The organism is Pseudoduganella sp. (assembly GCF_041914865.1).
Taxonomy (GTDB): Bacteria; Pseudomonadota; Gammaproteobacteria; order Burkholderiales; family Burkholderiaceae_D; genus Rugamonas.
The window spans coordinates 1-15,018 of record NZ_JAYSCO010000091.1; the positions used below are offsets into that span (position 1 = coordinate 1).

At 67.1% G+C, this 15,018-nt stretch carries 12 protein-coding genes; 9 read left to right on the top strand and 3 right to left on the bottom strand.

The window, feature by feature from the left end:
* Positions 1–115 precede the first annotated feature (115 nt).
* Both ACE3TQ_RS25675 and ACE3TQ_RS25680 read right to left on the bottom strand, forming a co-directional pair.
* Complete coding sequence (locus ACE3TQ_RS25675; RefSeq protein WP_374586388.1) at positions 116–1,195, bottom strand: S41 family peptidase; 1,080 nt, start codon at positions 1,193–1,195, stop codon at positions 116–118.
* A gap of 114 nt (positions 1,196–1,309) precedes the next feature.
* Positions 1,310–2,833, bottom strand: coding sequence for a M20/M25/M40 family metallo-hydrolase (locus tag ACE3TQ_RS25680; protein ID WP_374586390.1), 1,524 nt, complete (start codon positions 2,831–2,833; stop codon positions 1,310–1,312).
* A 177-nt stretch (positions 2,834–3,010) separates the two neighbouring features.
* Between ACE3TQ_RS25680 and ACE3TQ_RS25685 the strand changes: the two genes are divergently transcribed.
* From ACE3TQ_RS25685 to ACE3TQ_RS25725, 9 genes are all read left to right on the top strand, one after another.
* Positions 3,011–5,374 carry a penicillin acylase family protein gene (locus tag ACE3TQ_RS25685; RefSeq protein WP_374586392.1) on the top strand — a complete coding sequence of 788 codons (2,364 nt, stop codon included), beginning with the start codon at positions 3,011–3,013 and terminating at the stop codon, positions 5,372–5,374.
* An 88-nt stretch (positions 5,375–5,462) separates the two neighbouring features.
* Positions 5,463–5,738, top strand: coding sequence for a lipid asymmetry maintenance protein MlaB (locus ACE3TQ_RS25690; protein WP_374586394.1), 276 nt, complete (start codon positions 5,463–5,465; stop codon positions 5,736–5,738).
* 12 nt (positions 5,739–5,750) lie between these two features.
* Positions 5,751–7,829, top strand: a complete 2,079-nt coding sequence (locus ACE3TQ_RS25695) for a chemotaxis protein CheA (protein WP_374586396.1) — start codon at positions 5,751–5,753, stop codon at positions 7,827–7,829.
* Between the two features lie 10 nt (positions 7,830–7,839).
* Complete coding sequence (locus tag ACE3TQ_RS25700; RefSeq protein WP_374586398.1) at positions 7,840–9,459, top strand: methyl-accepting chemotaxis protein; 1,620 nt, start codon at positions 7,840–7,842, stop codon at positions 9,457–9,459.
* 8 nt (positions 9,460–9,467) lie between these two features.
* Positions 9,468–9,950 (top strand): chemotaxis protein CheW, encoded by a 483-nt coding sequence (locus ACE3TQ_RS25705; RefSeq protein ID WP_374586400.1) that lies wholly within the window; start codon positions 9,468–9,470, stop codon positions 9,948–9,950.
* Positions 9,938–10,750 carry a protein-glutamate O-methyltransferase CheR gene (locus ACE3TQ_RS25710; RefSeq protein ID WP_374586403.1) on the top strand — a complete coding sequence of 271 codons (813 nt, stop codon included), beginning with the start codon at positions 9,938–9,940 and terminating at the stop codon, positions 10,748–10,750. Before ACE3TQ_RS25705 ends, ACE3TQ_RS25710 begins: the two co-directional genes overlap by 13 nt.
* A gap of 1 nt (position 10,751) precedes the next feature.
* Positions 10,752–11,240, top strand: a complete 489-nt coding sequence (locus ACE3TQ_RS25715; RefSeq protein ID WP_374586405.1) for a chemotaxis protein CheD — start codon at positions 10,752–10,754, stop codon at positions 11,238–11,240.
* Positions 11,237–12,352 carry a chemotaxis response regulator protein-glutamate methylesterase gene (locus ACE3TQ_RS25720; RefSeq protein ID WP_374586407.1) on the top strand — a complete coding sequence of 372 codons (1,116 nt, stop codon included), beginning with the start codon at positions 11,237–11,239 and terminating at the stop codon, positions 12,350–12,352. Before ACE3TQ_RS25715 ends, ACE3TQ_RS25720 begins: the two co-directional genes overlap by 4 nt.
* Positions 12,339–13,604 (top strand): EAL domain-containing protein, encoded by a 1,266-nt coding sequence (locus ACE3TQ_RS25725; protein WP_374586409.1) that lies wholly within the window; start codon positions 12,339–12,341, stop codon positions 13,602–13,604. Before ACE3TQ_RS25720 ends, ACE3TQ_RS25725 begins: the two co-directional genes overlap by 14 nt.
* Here the strand turns inward: ACE3TQ_RS25725 and ACE3TQ_RS25730 are convergent.
* A complete protein-coding gene (locus ACE3TQ_RS25730) occupies positions 13,567–14,775 on the bottom strand; it encodes a sensor histidine kinase (RefSeq protein ID WP_374586410.1) in 1,209 nt (402 codons plus the stop codon). The two genes, ACE3TQ_RS25725 and ACE3TQ_RS25730, sit on opposite strands and share 38 nt — an antisense overlap.
* Positions 14,776–15,018: the final 243 nt, after the last annotated feature.

The following is a 15,018-nucleotide window of genomic DNA, read 5'->3' on the forward strand; positions in this document are numbered from 1 at the left end:
TGATAGTGCTGCAACCAGTGTGAAAGTAGGTTATCGTCAAGCTCTTATTAGGAAAATCCCCTTCGGCACCGCGCGCGATCTTGAGCGCGCGCAGGCTGGAGGGGATTTTTTCCGTTTACTTTCGTTCCTGCTGTAGTGCTGCGATACGCGCCTGCATGCGTGCGGCACGGGCTTTGTCGTTTTCCTTTTCCAGCATGCTGGTGAGGATGGCTTGCTGTGCCGCTGCCAGGGCATGCGTGGCCGGCACGGCGATATCGGGCGCGACGCCCGTCCCTTCCCAGTTGCCGCCATTGGTGATCTTGCTGACCGAGCGTCCATTCGGCACGAAGGCCTGGAAGTGCGCGGACAGGCGCTCGAAGTCGCCGGGATGGGCGCCGCCGGCGGTATTTTCGCCCACAATCTTGGCGCGCTTGAGGTGCTTCATCGCGTAGCTGAAGTCTTCGGCGGCGGAGAAAGTGTGCTCGCTGGTCAGGATATAGACTTCCTTGCCGCTGCCCAGGCGCGTGCCTTCCACCTTTTCCCTGGTCCACATTGGGTCGACACGGTTGCCCTTGCGGTACTCGATGTCGCTCAGGTGCACCGGCTGGTCGAGCAGGTAGCTGGCCAGCAGTGCGACCGTCTCCGGTTCGCCGCCACCGTTGCGGCGCAGGTCGATGATCACGGCATTCGAATTCGACAGCAGGGTCATGGCAGCGCCGATTGAAGCTGCGGCGGCATCGGTGCGGCCGAAGATGCGGAAATCGAGATAGCCGATATTGAACGGCAGGCGTTCAACGCGATCGATGCCAAAGTTCATCGCCTTGAGTTCGGCCAGTTCGGCGGCACGTTCCGCTGCGGACTGCACGCCGCCGCCGGCGCCTTCCGGGATCTCCTGTTCGCTGTAGACGACCAGCAGGTGCTGGTCGTTGTTGATGGCGCGGATGTCGGCGGTCAGCACTTCGGCCAGCTTGGCCGCACTGCTGATGTTTTTGTAGGCACCGCTGGCCTGGCGTGCGCGCAGCGCCTTCTCCATCAGCTTGGCCTTTTCCGGAAAGACGTAGCTGGCGTTCAGGGTCTTCACCAGCTGGTCGATCAGCTGGTCGCGCCCCTTGGCCGCAATCGTCATGTCGGCCTGGTTGCGTTGCATTGGCGCCTGGGCCATGGCCGGACCGGTCATGCAGCTTGCTGCCAGGATGAGCGCAGCGATTCTTTTCATGGTTTTCCTTTCGTAGCGGTGATCGGTGGAATAATCATAACAGTTTATATAAGTGCTTATGTAAATAATTTTTAAAATGGCCAGGCCGGGCGGCCCGGCCTGGCGCACGCTGGCTTACTGCGGGCGGTAAGTGACTTTGAGGTTGTAGGTCGATGCCTTGTAGCCGTTCAGCATGACGTAGACATCGCCGTTGGCGGTGATGCTGACGCTGCAGGTTTCAGTCGAGGTGGCGCCATCCGATTTGCAGCTGTAGCTGGTGGTGGTGGGGGCGCTGCCTTTGCGTACGTACAGGTCGACATCGCCAGTGCCCGTGACTTCCGCCTTGAAGGTGCCGACACCGGCTTTGAACGGGCCGAAGTTGGCTTTCTGGTTCAGGGCCAGGCTGCCGCTGAAGGTTTGCACGGTGTCGCCGCCGATGACGCCGGGACCGTCGCTGCCCAGCTCCACCGCATAGGCGGCAGCCAGCTTGGCGAACTTCAGCGCGTGGTCGGCCTGGTTGCCGGAGTTGGCATAGGTGTCGTTGGCGGTATGGATGTGCGGGTTGTCCTGTCCGTCCAGCGTCTCGAACGGGAACGATGCGGGATAGCCCTGGTTGTGCCAGGAGGCGTGGTCCGAGCAGGCGTAGCCGCAGGCGCTGTAGCCGACGGTGACAGTCGGCGTATAGGCCGAGACCAGCGAAGCGAGGAAGGTGTTCTGCTGGCTGTCGGTGTAGTCGGTGTAGATCCAGATATCCTTGGCCGAGCCGCGGTAGTTGGTCATGTCCAGCTGCAGCACGCCGACCACGTTGACATTATTGGCCTTGAAGTTGGCGGCGATGTCCTTGGAGCCGAGCAGGCCGGCCTCCTCGGCGGCATAGCCGATGATCTTGATGGTGCGGCGCGGCTTGTAGCCGGAGGCGATCATGGCGCGTGCCGCCTCGGTCAGGCTGGCAATGCCCGATGCATCGTCGTCGGCGCCGGGCGAGCGCGAGGTCTCGCCATTGCCGCTCATGTTGATCGTGTCGAGGTGGCCGCCCATCACCACCACTTCCGAGCCATTGTCGGTGCCGTTGATGGTCATGATGACGGACTTCTGGTTATAGCCCGAGTGGGTGAACTGGGTCACGCTGATATCGCTGCGGCCGGCCGCCATGGCAGTCCACTTTTGCGCCAGCCAGTTGGAGGCGTTGGCGCCATTGGTGGTGCGGTAGTAGCGGTTGGCGAAGTTCGACAGGTCGATGATGGTCTGGGCAATATTGGATGCCTGCAGGCTTGGCAGCATGCCGTTGACCGTGGTCTGGTTGTCGATCGTGTAGCTCGGGCGGCTGGCCGCCAGGGCGAGCGGCTGCACCATATTGGCCTTGGCCAGCGCCTGCCGGCCTTCCTCTTCGCTGGCGTGCACCATGAAACCGCCGCAGCGCTTTAACTCCTTGTGGATGGCGGCGGAAAGTTTCTGGATTGCGGCTTCATCGACTTGCACCAGGTGGACCTTTTCCTTGCCCTGGCCTTGCTTGCTCTGCTTGGCAATGGCCTGCGGTGCCGCCGCTTGCAGCTTGGCGTAGGCGGCATCGCCGACGGTGATCCAGGTGGTGGGGCTTGCTTGTGCTGCGCAGGCGGTCAACAGTCCTACGGTCAGTACTGCCGGGGTGAATCGCTTCATATCGTCTCCCTTGGAAAAAGATGCGCAAAAAAAAATGCACCCGGGGCGGGTGCATTTGTCAAAAATCTTAGCAGATTGTTGGTCGCGCACGATAATGTGCAAATTTGATTTCGCTCAAGTGTCGCGCAAATGCCGCGCCCATCATGGAAGCGTAGCTCTTTTCAAGGGAGGACTACCATGAGAGCACGCTTGCTGGCCGCCGGTGCGGCCTTTTTCCTGGCTGCCTGCAGTGACGGGGGCAGCAACGGCGGCACGCCGCCGCCGCCGACTCCGCAATTCGCTGCCGAGGTGACGCGCACCAGCTACGGGGTGGTGCATGTCAAGGCGGACGACTTCTCCGGGCTGGGCTACGGCCTGGCTTATTCCTACGCCGAGGACAATATCTGCATGCTGGCCGACAGCTTTCTGACGGTGCGCGGCGAACGCTCGCGCTACTTCGGGGCGGACGCCAAAGCGACGCGGCCGCTCAACGGCGAGTACGGCGCCGCGCTCGACTTCATGGACTTGCGCAACGAGGACAGCGATTTTTTCTTCAAGGGCTATCTCGATATTGCCCAGCTGCGCGCGGGCTACGCGGCAGGTTCGGGCGAGGTGCGGCAACTGCTGCGCGGCTACGCGGCCGGCTACAACCGCTACCTGCGCGAACACGGCGCCAGCCTGCCGGCGGCCTGCCGGGCGGCGCCGTGGGTGAAGCCGATCGGTGAGGACGACGTCATGCTCCTGATCGCGGAGAAGGCGCTGCACGCCACCGGCGAAGTGTTCGCGGCCGAAATCGTGGCGGCCTCGCGCGACACGACCGGCAATGTGCCGCTGCTGCAGCGCGCCGGCCCGCCCGCCGCGCCGCCGGACGGTGTGCCGTATGCGCAGCGGCTGCAGGGCAGCATGGCCAGCAACGCCCTGGCCATCGGCAAGGACGCCAGCAGCAACGGGCGCGGCATCCTGCTCGGCAATCCGCACTATCCGTGGACCAGCACCGACCGCTTCTACCAGCTGCACCTGACGATACCGGGCAGCTACGACGTGATGGGCGTCAGCCTGGGCGGGCTGCCGCTGGTGGTGATCGGCTTCAACCAGGACGTCGCCTGGACCCATACCGTGACCAAGGCCGTGCACTTCACCACCTTCCGCCTGCCGCGCGACCGCGCCGAGCCGATGCGCTACGTCATCGACGGCACGCCCCACTGGCTGACGGTGCGCGAGGTGGCGGTCGACATCCTGCAGCCCGACGGCAGCCTGCGGCAGAAGCGCCGCGCCTTCTATGCGAGCCGGCTGGGCGCGCTGATGGCGCTGCCGGGCGAGCCGCAGGGCGCGGACGCTTTCCTGGTGCTGGGCGACCCGAACCGCAACAACACGCGCCTGATGGAGCAGTGGATCGCCATCGGCCGTGCCGCCAGTGTGCAGGAGCTGAAGCAGCAGCTGGACCGCGTGCTGGGCCTGCCGTGGGTGAATACGGTGGCAGCCGACCGCGCCGGCGGCGCGCTGTACGCCGATGCCAGCGTGGTGCCGCACCAGGGCGCCGACAAGTTTGGCAACGGCTGCCTGCTGCTGGCGCCATTGCTGATGTTCGATGGCGCGCGCTCCGCTTGCCACTGGGGACGCGATGCCGGCGCGCCGGACGGCATCTTTGGCGGCGCCAGCGCGCCGTCCCTGCTGCGCGGCGACTACGTGGCCAACTCGAACGATGGCTATTGGCTGAGCAATGCGCGCCAGCTGCTGCAGGGACCTGCGCCGCTTGGCTTTTCGCCGCTGTACGGGCCGGTCGGCGTGGCCCAGCACCTGCGTACGCGCAGCGGCTTTATCGGCATCGAGGAAATGCTGGCGCGCCGTCCGCGGGTCGGGCTGGACGAGGTGCAGGAGCTGTTGTTCGCCAACCGCATCCTGGCGGCCGAGCTGGTGCTGCCGGAATTGCTGGCGGCCTGCATGGGCAACGGCGATGCGCAGCTGCGGCAGGCTTGCGCCACCCTGGCCAACTGGGACCGCAAGGCCGACCTGGACAGCCGGGGCGCAGTCCTGTTCCGCGAATTCTGGAACCGTGCCGCGCAGCTGCCGGACCGCTGGGCGGTGCCCTTCGATACGGCGCATCCCCTGCATACCCCGCGCGGCATCGCGCCTAGCGCCATGCCCGGCATGCTGGCCGCCTTGAAGGCGGCGGCCCAGCACCTGCAGCAGGCAGGCGTGCCATTCGACGGGCGTCTCGGCGACTATCAGGTGGAGCCGCGCAACGGGCAGCGCTTCCCCATCCATGGGGCCATCGGCGATATCGACGGCAGCTACAACTCGATCCATATGGCCGCTCCGCTCGGCGCCGCCGGCTATGAAGGCGTGGCCTGGGGGACCAGCTACATCCACCTGGTGGGCTTCGACGCCGCCGGGCCGCAGGCGCGCGGACTGCTCTTGTACGGGCAGTCCACCGACCCGCGCTCGCCGTACTACGCCGACCAGCTGCCGCTGTACGCGGAAAAGCGCCTGCCGCTGCTGCCCTTCACGGCGGCAGCCATCGCGGCCGATCCGGCACGCAAGGTGCAACGCCTGAGCGAGTAGGGCGGTAGTATTTTTGTCATGCTTGCCCGGTTTGCAATTGCGCACACCGGGCTTGCCAGCCACATGGCGTGGGCATACGATTGGCAGCATGAGCCCATCGCCCGCCCACACCCCGGCACTACTCTTCATCGAGGGAGAGCTGACCATCCGCCGCGTGCAGGAGTTGAAGGACGCGCTGCTGGCGCGCCTGGCACAGTCGCCGGCGCTGGAGGTGGACCTGGCAGGCGTCACGGAAATCGACAGCGCCGGCGCCCAGCTGCTGTTGCTGGCGCAGCGCGCGGCGCGCGCCAGCGGCAAGGAACTGCGCCTGGTGGCGCACAGCCCCGCCGTCGCGGCGCTGTTTGGCCTGCTGCGCATCGAATAGGAAGACGCCCCCATGGACTTGGACGAAGGCTTGCAGGCGTTTGTCACCGAGGCGGGGGAATTGCTGGCGGAAATGGAGGCGGGCCTGCTGCACCTGGGCGACCCGGCGGCGCGCGAGGAGTCCGTCAACGCCATCTTCCGTGCGGCGCACACCATCAAAGGCACGGCCGGCCTGTTTGCGCTCGACTACATCGTCCTGTTCACGCACGCCGTGGAAAGCGTGCTGGAAGAGGTGCGCAACGGCGCGCTGCCGCTGGACCAGGAGCTGGTGGCACTGCTGCTGGAGTGCGCCGACCAGATTGCGGCCATGGTGCGCGACGTGGAGCGCGGCGGCCGGGGCGATTTCGGCGAGCGTTGCGCGCCGCAGCTGGCGGCCCTGCATGCCTACCTGGCACCGGCGCCCGGGCTGGCCGACCTGCTGCCGGACAGCCCCCTGGCGCCGGCGCCGATCACGGAGGCGGTGGCGGAAACGGGGCGCTGGCTGGTCTCGCTCGAATTCGGGCGCGACGTATTCCGCCAGGGCATGGACCCGGCAGCTTTCATTGCCTACCTGGGGCGCCTGGGCGAGATCGTGGCGCTGGCCACGGTGGCCGACGGCTTGCCGCCGCCCGAGCTGATGGACCCGCACAGCTGCTACCTTGGCTTTGAAATCGTGCTGGAAACGGGCGCCGGCGCCGACGACATCGCCAGGGTGTTTGAGTTCCTGCACGATCAGTGCACGCTGCGCCTGCTGCCGCCGGGCAGCCGGGGCGAAGACTACCAGCAGCTGGCCGATACGCTGCCCCTGCACAGCGCCGCCATCGCGCACGTGCTGCAGGCGAGCGGGCTGGGCACCGTCACCCCGGCGGCCCGGCCGGCCGCGCCAGCGGCCGTGCCGCCCGCCGCCAGCGCGGGCGCCGCGCCAGGCGGGCCCCTGGCGCCCGGGCGCGTCGCGGAGAGCCGCACCATCCGCGTCGACGCCGACCGCCTGGGCCAGTTGATCAACCTGGTCGGTGAACTGATCATCGCCAGTGCCCGCACCCAGATGCTGGCCAGCCGTTTCAAGGATGCGGCGCTGCAGGACAGCAGCAGCGCCCTGGGCGAACTGGTGGAGCAGGTGCGCGACAGCGCGCTGCAGCTGCGCATGGTGAAGATCGGCGCCACCTTCAACCGCTTCCAGCGCGTGGTGCACGACGTGGCGCGGGAAATCGGCAAGGATATCCGCCTGGTGCTGGGCGGCGAGGAGGTGGAGCTGGACAAGACCATGGTCGAGCGTATCGGCGAGCCGCTGACGCACCTGGTGCGCAACGCCATCGACCACGGCATCGAGCCGGCCGAACTGCGGCGCCAGCGCGGCAAGCCGCTGCAAGGCACGGTATCGCTGAATGCCTACCACGACTCGGGCAGCATCGTGATCGAAGTGGGCGACGACGGCGGCGGCCTGCAGCGCGAACGCATCATCGCCTGCGCTGTCGAGCACGGCCTGCTCCAGCCCGAGCACACACCGGCCGACAGCGAACTGTTCGCCCTGATTTTCGAACCCGGCTTTTCGACGGCCGGCCAGGTGACCAGCCTGTCCGGCCGCGGCGTCGGCATGGATGTCGTAAAGCGGCATATCGAAGCGCTGCGCGGCAGCATCGCCATCGACAGCGAAGCAGGGCGCGGCACCACCGTGCGCGTGCGCCTGCCGCTCACGCTGGCCATCATGGACTGCATGCTGGTCACGGTGGGCGCCTCGCGCTTTGCCATTCCCCTTGGCACCATCGAAGAATGCGTCGAATACGAGCCGGACGGCCAGCGCGGCTTCGTCGACCTGCGCGGCGACGTGCTGCCGACCGTGCCGCTGCGCGCGCTGTTCCGGCTGCAAGGCGCTGCGCCGCGGCGCGAAAGCGTGCTGGTGGTGCGACATGCCGGGCAGCGCGCCGGGCTGGTGGTCGACAGCCTGCAGGGACAGTGCCAGGCGGTGATCAAGCCGCTCAGCCCGGTCTTCAGCGGCATTGCCTGCCTGAGCGGCTCCACCGTCCTCGGCAGCGGCGACGTGGCGTTGATCCTTGATGTACCGGCCCTGCTCAAGCAGCTGCAGGCTAGGCCGGCCGGCAACCTGGCAGCATAGGAGCGAAACGATGCAGAGAAAAATCACGGTGGGGATGCGCCTTGGCCTGATGGTGGCGGTGCTGGTGCTGATGATGGCCGGTATCGGCCTGGCCGGCATGCGCGGCATGGAATTCAGCAATGCGCGCCTGAAAACGACCTACGAGGACCGCACCGTGGCGCTGATCTACCTGAGCAAGGTCAATGAATACATGCTGCGCACGCGGCACCGCATGGTGATGACGGCGGCTGCCGCCAGCATTGCCGAAGCCGAAGCGGCGCAGCAGGGCGACGCCGCGCACCAGGAGCAGATCCGCAAGAACTGGAACGCCTATATGGCGACCACGCTCACGCCGGAGGAGCAGCAGCTGGCGGCGCAATACACCGTGGCCTGGAATGCCTGGCAGGATATCCGCAGTGCGGTGGTGCAGAAGGCGCGCGGCGGCAAGCACAAGGAAGCGCTGGAAGCGGCGCGCGCGGCCGACCAGCCGTTCCGCGCGGTGCTGGCGGCCATGGCGCGCCTGATCGAGCTGCAGGAGCGCGTGGCGCGCGAAGAGTTCGATTCGGCCACGGCGCAGACGGCGCAAACCATCCGCACCAATGCCTACCTGCTCGGCGCCGGCTTGCTGGCCGGCGTCCTGCTGTCGCTGTGGATGATCCGCAACCTGCTGCGCCAGTTGGGCGGCGAGCCGGATTACGCCGCCCACGTCGTGCAGGAGGTGGCGCAAGGCAACCTGGCGGTGCAGATCGCGCTGAAGAAGGGCGACCAGGGCAGCCTGCTGGCATCGATGAAGAGCATGGTGGACAAGCTGTCCGGCGTGGCGTCGGAAGTGAGCAACGGCGCGCTGGCGCTGGCCGCCGCCTCGGAGCAGGTCAGCGCCACGGCGCAATCGCTGTCGCAGGCGGCCAGCCAGCAGGCCGCCAGCGTGGAGGAGACCAGCGCCTCGGTGGAAGAGATGAGCGCTTCGATCGGCCAGAACACCGATAACGCGCGCATCACCGACAGCACGGCGGCCAAGGCCGCGGGCGAGGCCAGCGAAAGCGGCGAGGCGGTGCGCAGCACGGTGGCCGCCATGCGCGATATCGCCAAGCGCATCATGATCATCGACGACATCGCCTACCAGACCAACCTGCTGGCGCTGAACGCCGCGATCGAGGCGGCGCGCGCGGGCGAGCATGGCAAGGGCTTTGCCGTGGTGGCGGCCGAGGTGCGCAAGCTGGCCGAACGCAGCCAGGTGGCGGCGCAGGAGATCGGCGACCTGGCCGCCGGCAGCGTGCAGACCGCGGAACGGGCGGGCGCCTTGCTGGACGCCATGGTGCCGGCCATCCAGCAGACCTCGCGCCTGGTGCAGGAAATCACCGCCGCCTCGGTGGAGCAGGCGTCCGGCGTGAGCCAGATTAATATGGCGATGGGGCAGCTGAGCCAGACCACCCAGCAGAACGCCGCCGGCGCCGAGGAGCTGGCGTCGACGGCGGAGGAAATGAGCAGCCAGGCGGAAGAACTGCAGCAGCTGATACGCTTCTTCCGCGTGGCACAGGACGAGGCGCCGCGCCGCAGCGTGGAAGTGCTGCACCCGCCCGGCCCGCGCGCGCGCCAGCGCAAGCTGGCGCGCGTGGCGCCGCTTGACGAGAGCAACTTCACCCGTTTTTGAGGAGCGGCATGGAAGCAGAGCACCAGTACCTGAGTTTCCGCCTGGGCGAGGAAACCTTCGCGCTGGGCATACTTGCGGTGCGCGAGATCATCGAATACGGCGGCGTGACCGACGTGCCGATGATGCCGGCCTGCGTGCGCGGCGTGATCAACCTGCGCGGCGCCGTGGTGCCGGTGCTGGACCTGGCCAGCCGCCTGGGGCGCGGCGCCAGTGCGATCGGCCGCCGCAGCTGCATCGTGATCGTGGAGATGGGGACGGCGCCGGAGCAGCAGGTGCTTGGCCTGCTGGTGGACGCCGTCAACGCCGTGCTCGACATCGACGCGGCGCAGATCGAGCCGCCGCCCAGCTTTGGCGCGGGCCTGCGCAATGACTTCATCAACGGGATCGGCAAGGTTAACGGCAAGTTTGTCATCCTCATCAACCTGGAGGCGGTGTTGAACGTGCCGGAAATTGCGGCCATGGCGGGCGAGGGCGCGGCATGCAACCCGTAACGCCCCTGACGGACGGCGAGTTCGTGCAGTTCCAGCGCTTTATCCATGAGGCGGCGGGGATTGCGCTGTCCGACGCCAAGAAGCCGCTGGTGTCGGGGCGCCTCGCCAAGCGCCTGCACCAGCTGCAGTTCGACAGCTACGGTTCCTATTTCCAGCTGATCGCCAGCGGCCGGGCGCCGGAGGAGACCCAGCTCGCCATCGACCTGCTGACCACCAACGAGACCTACTTCTTCCGCGAAATGCGCCATTTCGAGCACCTGCGTTCGCTGGCGCAGGCGCAGCGGCCGGGCAGCACCCAGTTCCGCGTCTGGAGCGCAGCCTGCGCCACCGGCGAGGAGCCCTATTCGATCGCCATGGTGCTGGCCGACCTGCTGCCGGCGCAAAGCTGGGAAGTGCTGGCCTCCGACATCAGCGCGCGCGTGCTGGACAGCGCGCGCAGCGGCCACTACCCGCTGGCGCGCGCCAGCCATGTGCCGCCCGACTACCTGCGGCGCTTCTGCCTGAAAGGCATCGATGCGGAAGACGGCACCCTGCTGGTGTCGCGCGCGCTGCGCGAATGCGTGGAGTTCGCGCAGATCAACCTGAATGCGGCGCGCCTGCCCGCGCTGGGCCGCTTCGACGTGGTCTTCCTGCGCAATGTGCTGATCTATTTCGACGCGCCGACCAAGCGCCGCGTGGTGCAGCGCGTGCTCGACTGCCTGCGTTCCGGCGGCCACCTCTACATCGGCCACTCGGAAAGCCTGCACGACATGGCGCTGCCGGTGCGCCCGGTGGCGCCCGCGATCTATCGCAAGGAGTGAGATGGAAACCGGCGCCACCATCGAAGTCTACCTGCTGCCCGGCGAGTACTTCGTGGGCGATGCGCGCTACCGCATCCGCACCGTGCTCGGTTCATGCGTCTCGATCACGCTGTGGCACCGGCGCCTGCGCATCGGCGCCATGTCGCACTTCCTGCTGTCCGAGCGCGAGGGCGAAGCCGGGCCGGGTTTGAACGGGCGCTATGGCCGGGATGCCATGGCGCTGATGGTCAGGCAGCTGCAGGGGCACGCGGTGCCGATCCTGGAGTGCGAGGCCAAGGTGTTCGGCGGCGGCAGCATGTTCCCCGCCATCGAAGCCGGCGCTGCGCCAGGCATCGGCCAGCGCAACGGCCTGGCGGCGGAGCAGCTGCTGGCCGAATACGGCATCCCGGTGGTGTCGGAAAGCCTGTTCGGCACCGGCCACCGGCACATCCTGTTCGATGTATCCACCGGCGACGTCTGGGTGCGCCAGGGCGAGAAGGGAACGGCATGAAGCAGATCAAGGTCATGGTGGTGGACGATTCGGCGGTGGTGCGGCAGGTGCTGAGCGGCCTGCTCGGGCGCGAACCGGACATGCAGGTGACGTATGCCGTGGCCGACCCCATCCTGGCCGGCGAGCGCATGCGCCTGCAGTGGCCCGACGTGGTGGTGCTGGACATCGAGATGCCGCGCATGGACGGCATCACCTTCCTGCGCAAGATCATGGCCGAGCGCCCGACGCCGGTGGTGATCTGCTCCTCGCTGACGGACAAGAACACCCGCAGCTCGATGGAGGCGCTGGCGGCGGGCGCCGTGGCGGTGGTGTGCAAGCCAAAAATGGACCTGCGCCAGTCGCTGCACGACGGCTGCGACGAGCTGGTGGCAGCCGTGCGCAGCGCCGCCCAGGCACGGTTGCAGGCACCGGCGCCGCCCGGCACCAGGCCGGCCCCGACGCCCGGCATCCCGGCTGCCAAGCTGAGCGCGGACGCCATCCTGCCGCCGATGGGCGAGGGCGCGGCGCCCATGCGCGGCAGCGGCAAGGTGGTGGCGCTGGGCACCTCCACCGGCGGCACGCAGGCGCTGGAACGGGTGCTGGCCGAACTCACGCCGGGCGCCCCGGGCATTGTGATCGTGCAGCACATGCCGGAGCAGTTCACCGCCGCTTTCGCCGACCGCCTGAACAGCTTGTGCCAGATCACCGTCAAGGAGGCGCGCAACAACGATCCGGTGCTGCCCGGCCAGGCGCTGATCGCGCCCGGCGGCCGCCACATGCTGCTGCGGCGCGGCCCGGCCCAGTACTTTGTGGAGGTGGTCGACGGCCCGCTGGTGAACCGGCACCGGCCCTCGGTCGATGTGCTGTTCCGTTCCGTCGCCAAGTGCGCCGGGTCCAGCGCACTTGGCATTATCATGACCGGCATGGGCGACGATGGCGCCGTCGGCCTGCTGGAAATGCGCCAGGCTGGCGCGCGCACGCTGGCGCAGGATGAACAGAGCTGCGTGGTGTACGGCATGCCGCGCGAGGCGGTCAAGCGCGGCGCGGCCGAGCGCAGCGTGGCGCTGGACGCGATCAGCCGCGAAATCCTGCAGTATGGCAGCGGTGAATGGAGGTCGAATGAGGGACTTTAATGCAAGCACGGCCCTGATCGTCGAAGACAGCACGGTGCAGCGCGAGCACGTCCTCGGCCTGCTGCGCCAGATCGGCTTCGGCGCCATCCTGGCCGCCAACGATGGCATCAATGCCCTGCGCACGCTGGAGCAGCACGGCGCGCCGGTCGACCTGGTGCTGACCGACCTCGATATGCCCGGCATGGACGGCGTAGAGCTGATCCAGCAGCTGGCCAAACGGCGCCTGGCCGCCAACCTGATCGCCGCTTCCGCCAACCAGGCGCGCCTGCAGGAGGCGGCGCACAGCCTGCCGGCCGGTTGTTCCATGCGCCTGCTGGCCACCATCGCCAAGCCAGTGCGGCTGGAGGGCTTGCAAGCGCTGCTCGATAAGGCGCCGATGCTGGCGCTGGCTGACCTGGAGCAGGCCGACGCCGCAGGCGGCATCAGTGCCGCCGACATCGAAAGCGGCTTGGCCGAGGGGCACTTCTTCCCGCTATACGCACCGCGCGTGGCGCTGGATAGCGGGCGCCTGCTGGGGATTGCCGTGCAAGGGCGCTGGCAGCACCCGCAACGCGGCGTGCTGGATAGCGCCGCCATCTTGCCCGCCCTGGCCGGGAATACCGAACTTGCAGGATCGATCGTGCTGGCGCTGGTGCGCCAGGCGGCAGCCGACTTGCACGACTGGCAGGAGATGGGACTGTCGGCCATCAAACTGTCGCTGCCGCTGCCAACGGAACTGCTGGCCGACCTGGGCGAGCTGGGGCGGCTGGTGGCGGGCGTCCAGGCACAGGGCGTGAAACCGGCCAGCGTCTGCTGGGAAATCAGCGAAGCCGTGGTGGCAGGGGGCGAAGCCGATGCACTGCACAACATCGGCCGTATCAGCCTGCGCGGCTTCGGCATCGGCGCCGTGCATTGCGGGCGCTACGAGGCGCGCATGCGCGATTTTGCCAGCTTCCCCCTGTCCGGCATCTGCATCGACCCGCTGTTCGTGCACGAGGCGGCGCAACGCAGCCATCGCCGGCCTTTGCTGGATGGGCTGCTGGCGATGGCCGGCAAGCTGGGCGTCCCGGTATGCGCGGACGGCCTGGAAAAGATGGAAGACTGGGTGCTGATGCGGGAGCTGGGCTGCAGCGCCGGCCAGGGTCCGCTGGTGGGCGCGCCGATGCCCGGCGCCGGCTTCGTCACCTGGTTCAAGGATAACCGCCAGCGCCTGCGCGACTGCGCCGCGACGCGCCTCAGTGACGTGGCGCCTCCAGCGGCAGGAACAACGTAAAGCAGGTGCCGGCGCCTTCGTTGCTGCTGACGGTGATGCGGCCGCCCAGCATATCGCTCACGATGCTGTGGCAGATATGCAGGCCCAGGCCGGAGCCGCCCACCCCCATCTTGGTGGTGAAGAAGGGGTCGAAGATGCGCTCCTGGTTGGCGTTGCTGATGCCGTTGCCGTTGTCGTGCACGTGCAGCGCAACCCAGTCATCCTGGTGGTACTCCGCCACCAGCTCCACCTTGCCTTCGCTGCGCCCGTCGAAGGCGTGCATGATGGCGTTGTTGACAAGATTGGCGATCACCTGGCCCAGGGGACCGGGGTAGCTGTCCATCATCAGCTCGGCCGGCACGTGCTGCACCACCTCGAACGGGGTGCGCTTGATGGACGGCATCAGCGTCAGCACATTGCCCGCCACCACCTCGGCCAGCAGGAAGGTGCGGCGCTGGGTGCTGGTCTGGTCCACCGCCACCTGCTTGAAGTTGGTCACCATGTCGGCCGCGCGCTGCAGGTTGCGCATCAGGATCTCGGTCGTGGTGTGGGCATTGTCCAGGTAGCTCACCAGCTCCGAACGGCGCATGTTCTCGCCCCGCGCGAAATGGCCGCGTATCACACCGGTTTGCGCCTCGAAGGTGCTGGCCACCATCAGGCTGTTGCCGATCGGCGTGTTCAGCTCATGGGCGATGCCCGCCACCAGTGAGCCGAGCGCCGCCAGCTTTTCCTGGTGCACCAGGTCCTCCTGCGCCCGCGCCAGCGATTCATAAGCCTGTTTCAGTTCATTGTTTGCCCGGCGCAGGGCGATATGGGTATTGATGCGGGCCAGCACCTCCTCGACCTGGAATGGCTTGGTGATGTAGTCGACGCCGCCGGCGGAAAAGCCGCTGACGATCTGCTTGGCATCGCTCAGGCCAGTCATGAAGATGACCGGCACGTCGCGCGTTTCCGCGTCGGCTTTCAGGCGGCGGCAGGCCTCAAAGCCATCCAGGCCGGGCATCACGATATCGAGCAGGATCAGGTCCGGCTCGGCCAGGGCGGCGCGCATGATGCCTTCGCGCGCATCGTGCGCCAGCACAACCAGGAAGCCATGCCGGCTCAGGTGGTCCAGCAGGGCGAGCAGCAAGGTCGGCGAGTCATCGACGACCAGGACAGTCGGTGGGCGTGGTCGAACTTGTTCAGTTGGCATCCCAAACCTTTTTCACGTGCCGCCCTTGCGGAAGCGCAGGCGGCTTGCTATAGTTCTGTCCCTCGCAACGCGGCGCAGACAAATCTGCAGAGCGAAGCGCGAAAAACGAGGGGTTGACGAGTTGCACGCTGTACCGCATAATCTCGCTTCTCTGCTGCTGACAAACACAACGCTTTGTCAAAAATAACGCAGCGATCTTTAAAAATCAACAGTCGATAAGTGTGGGCGTTTGACGATATGCCC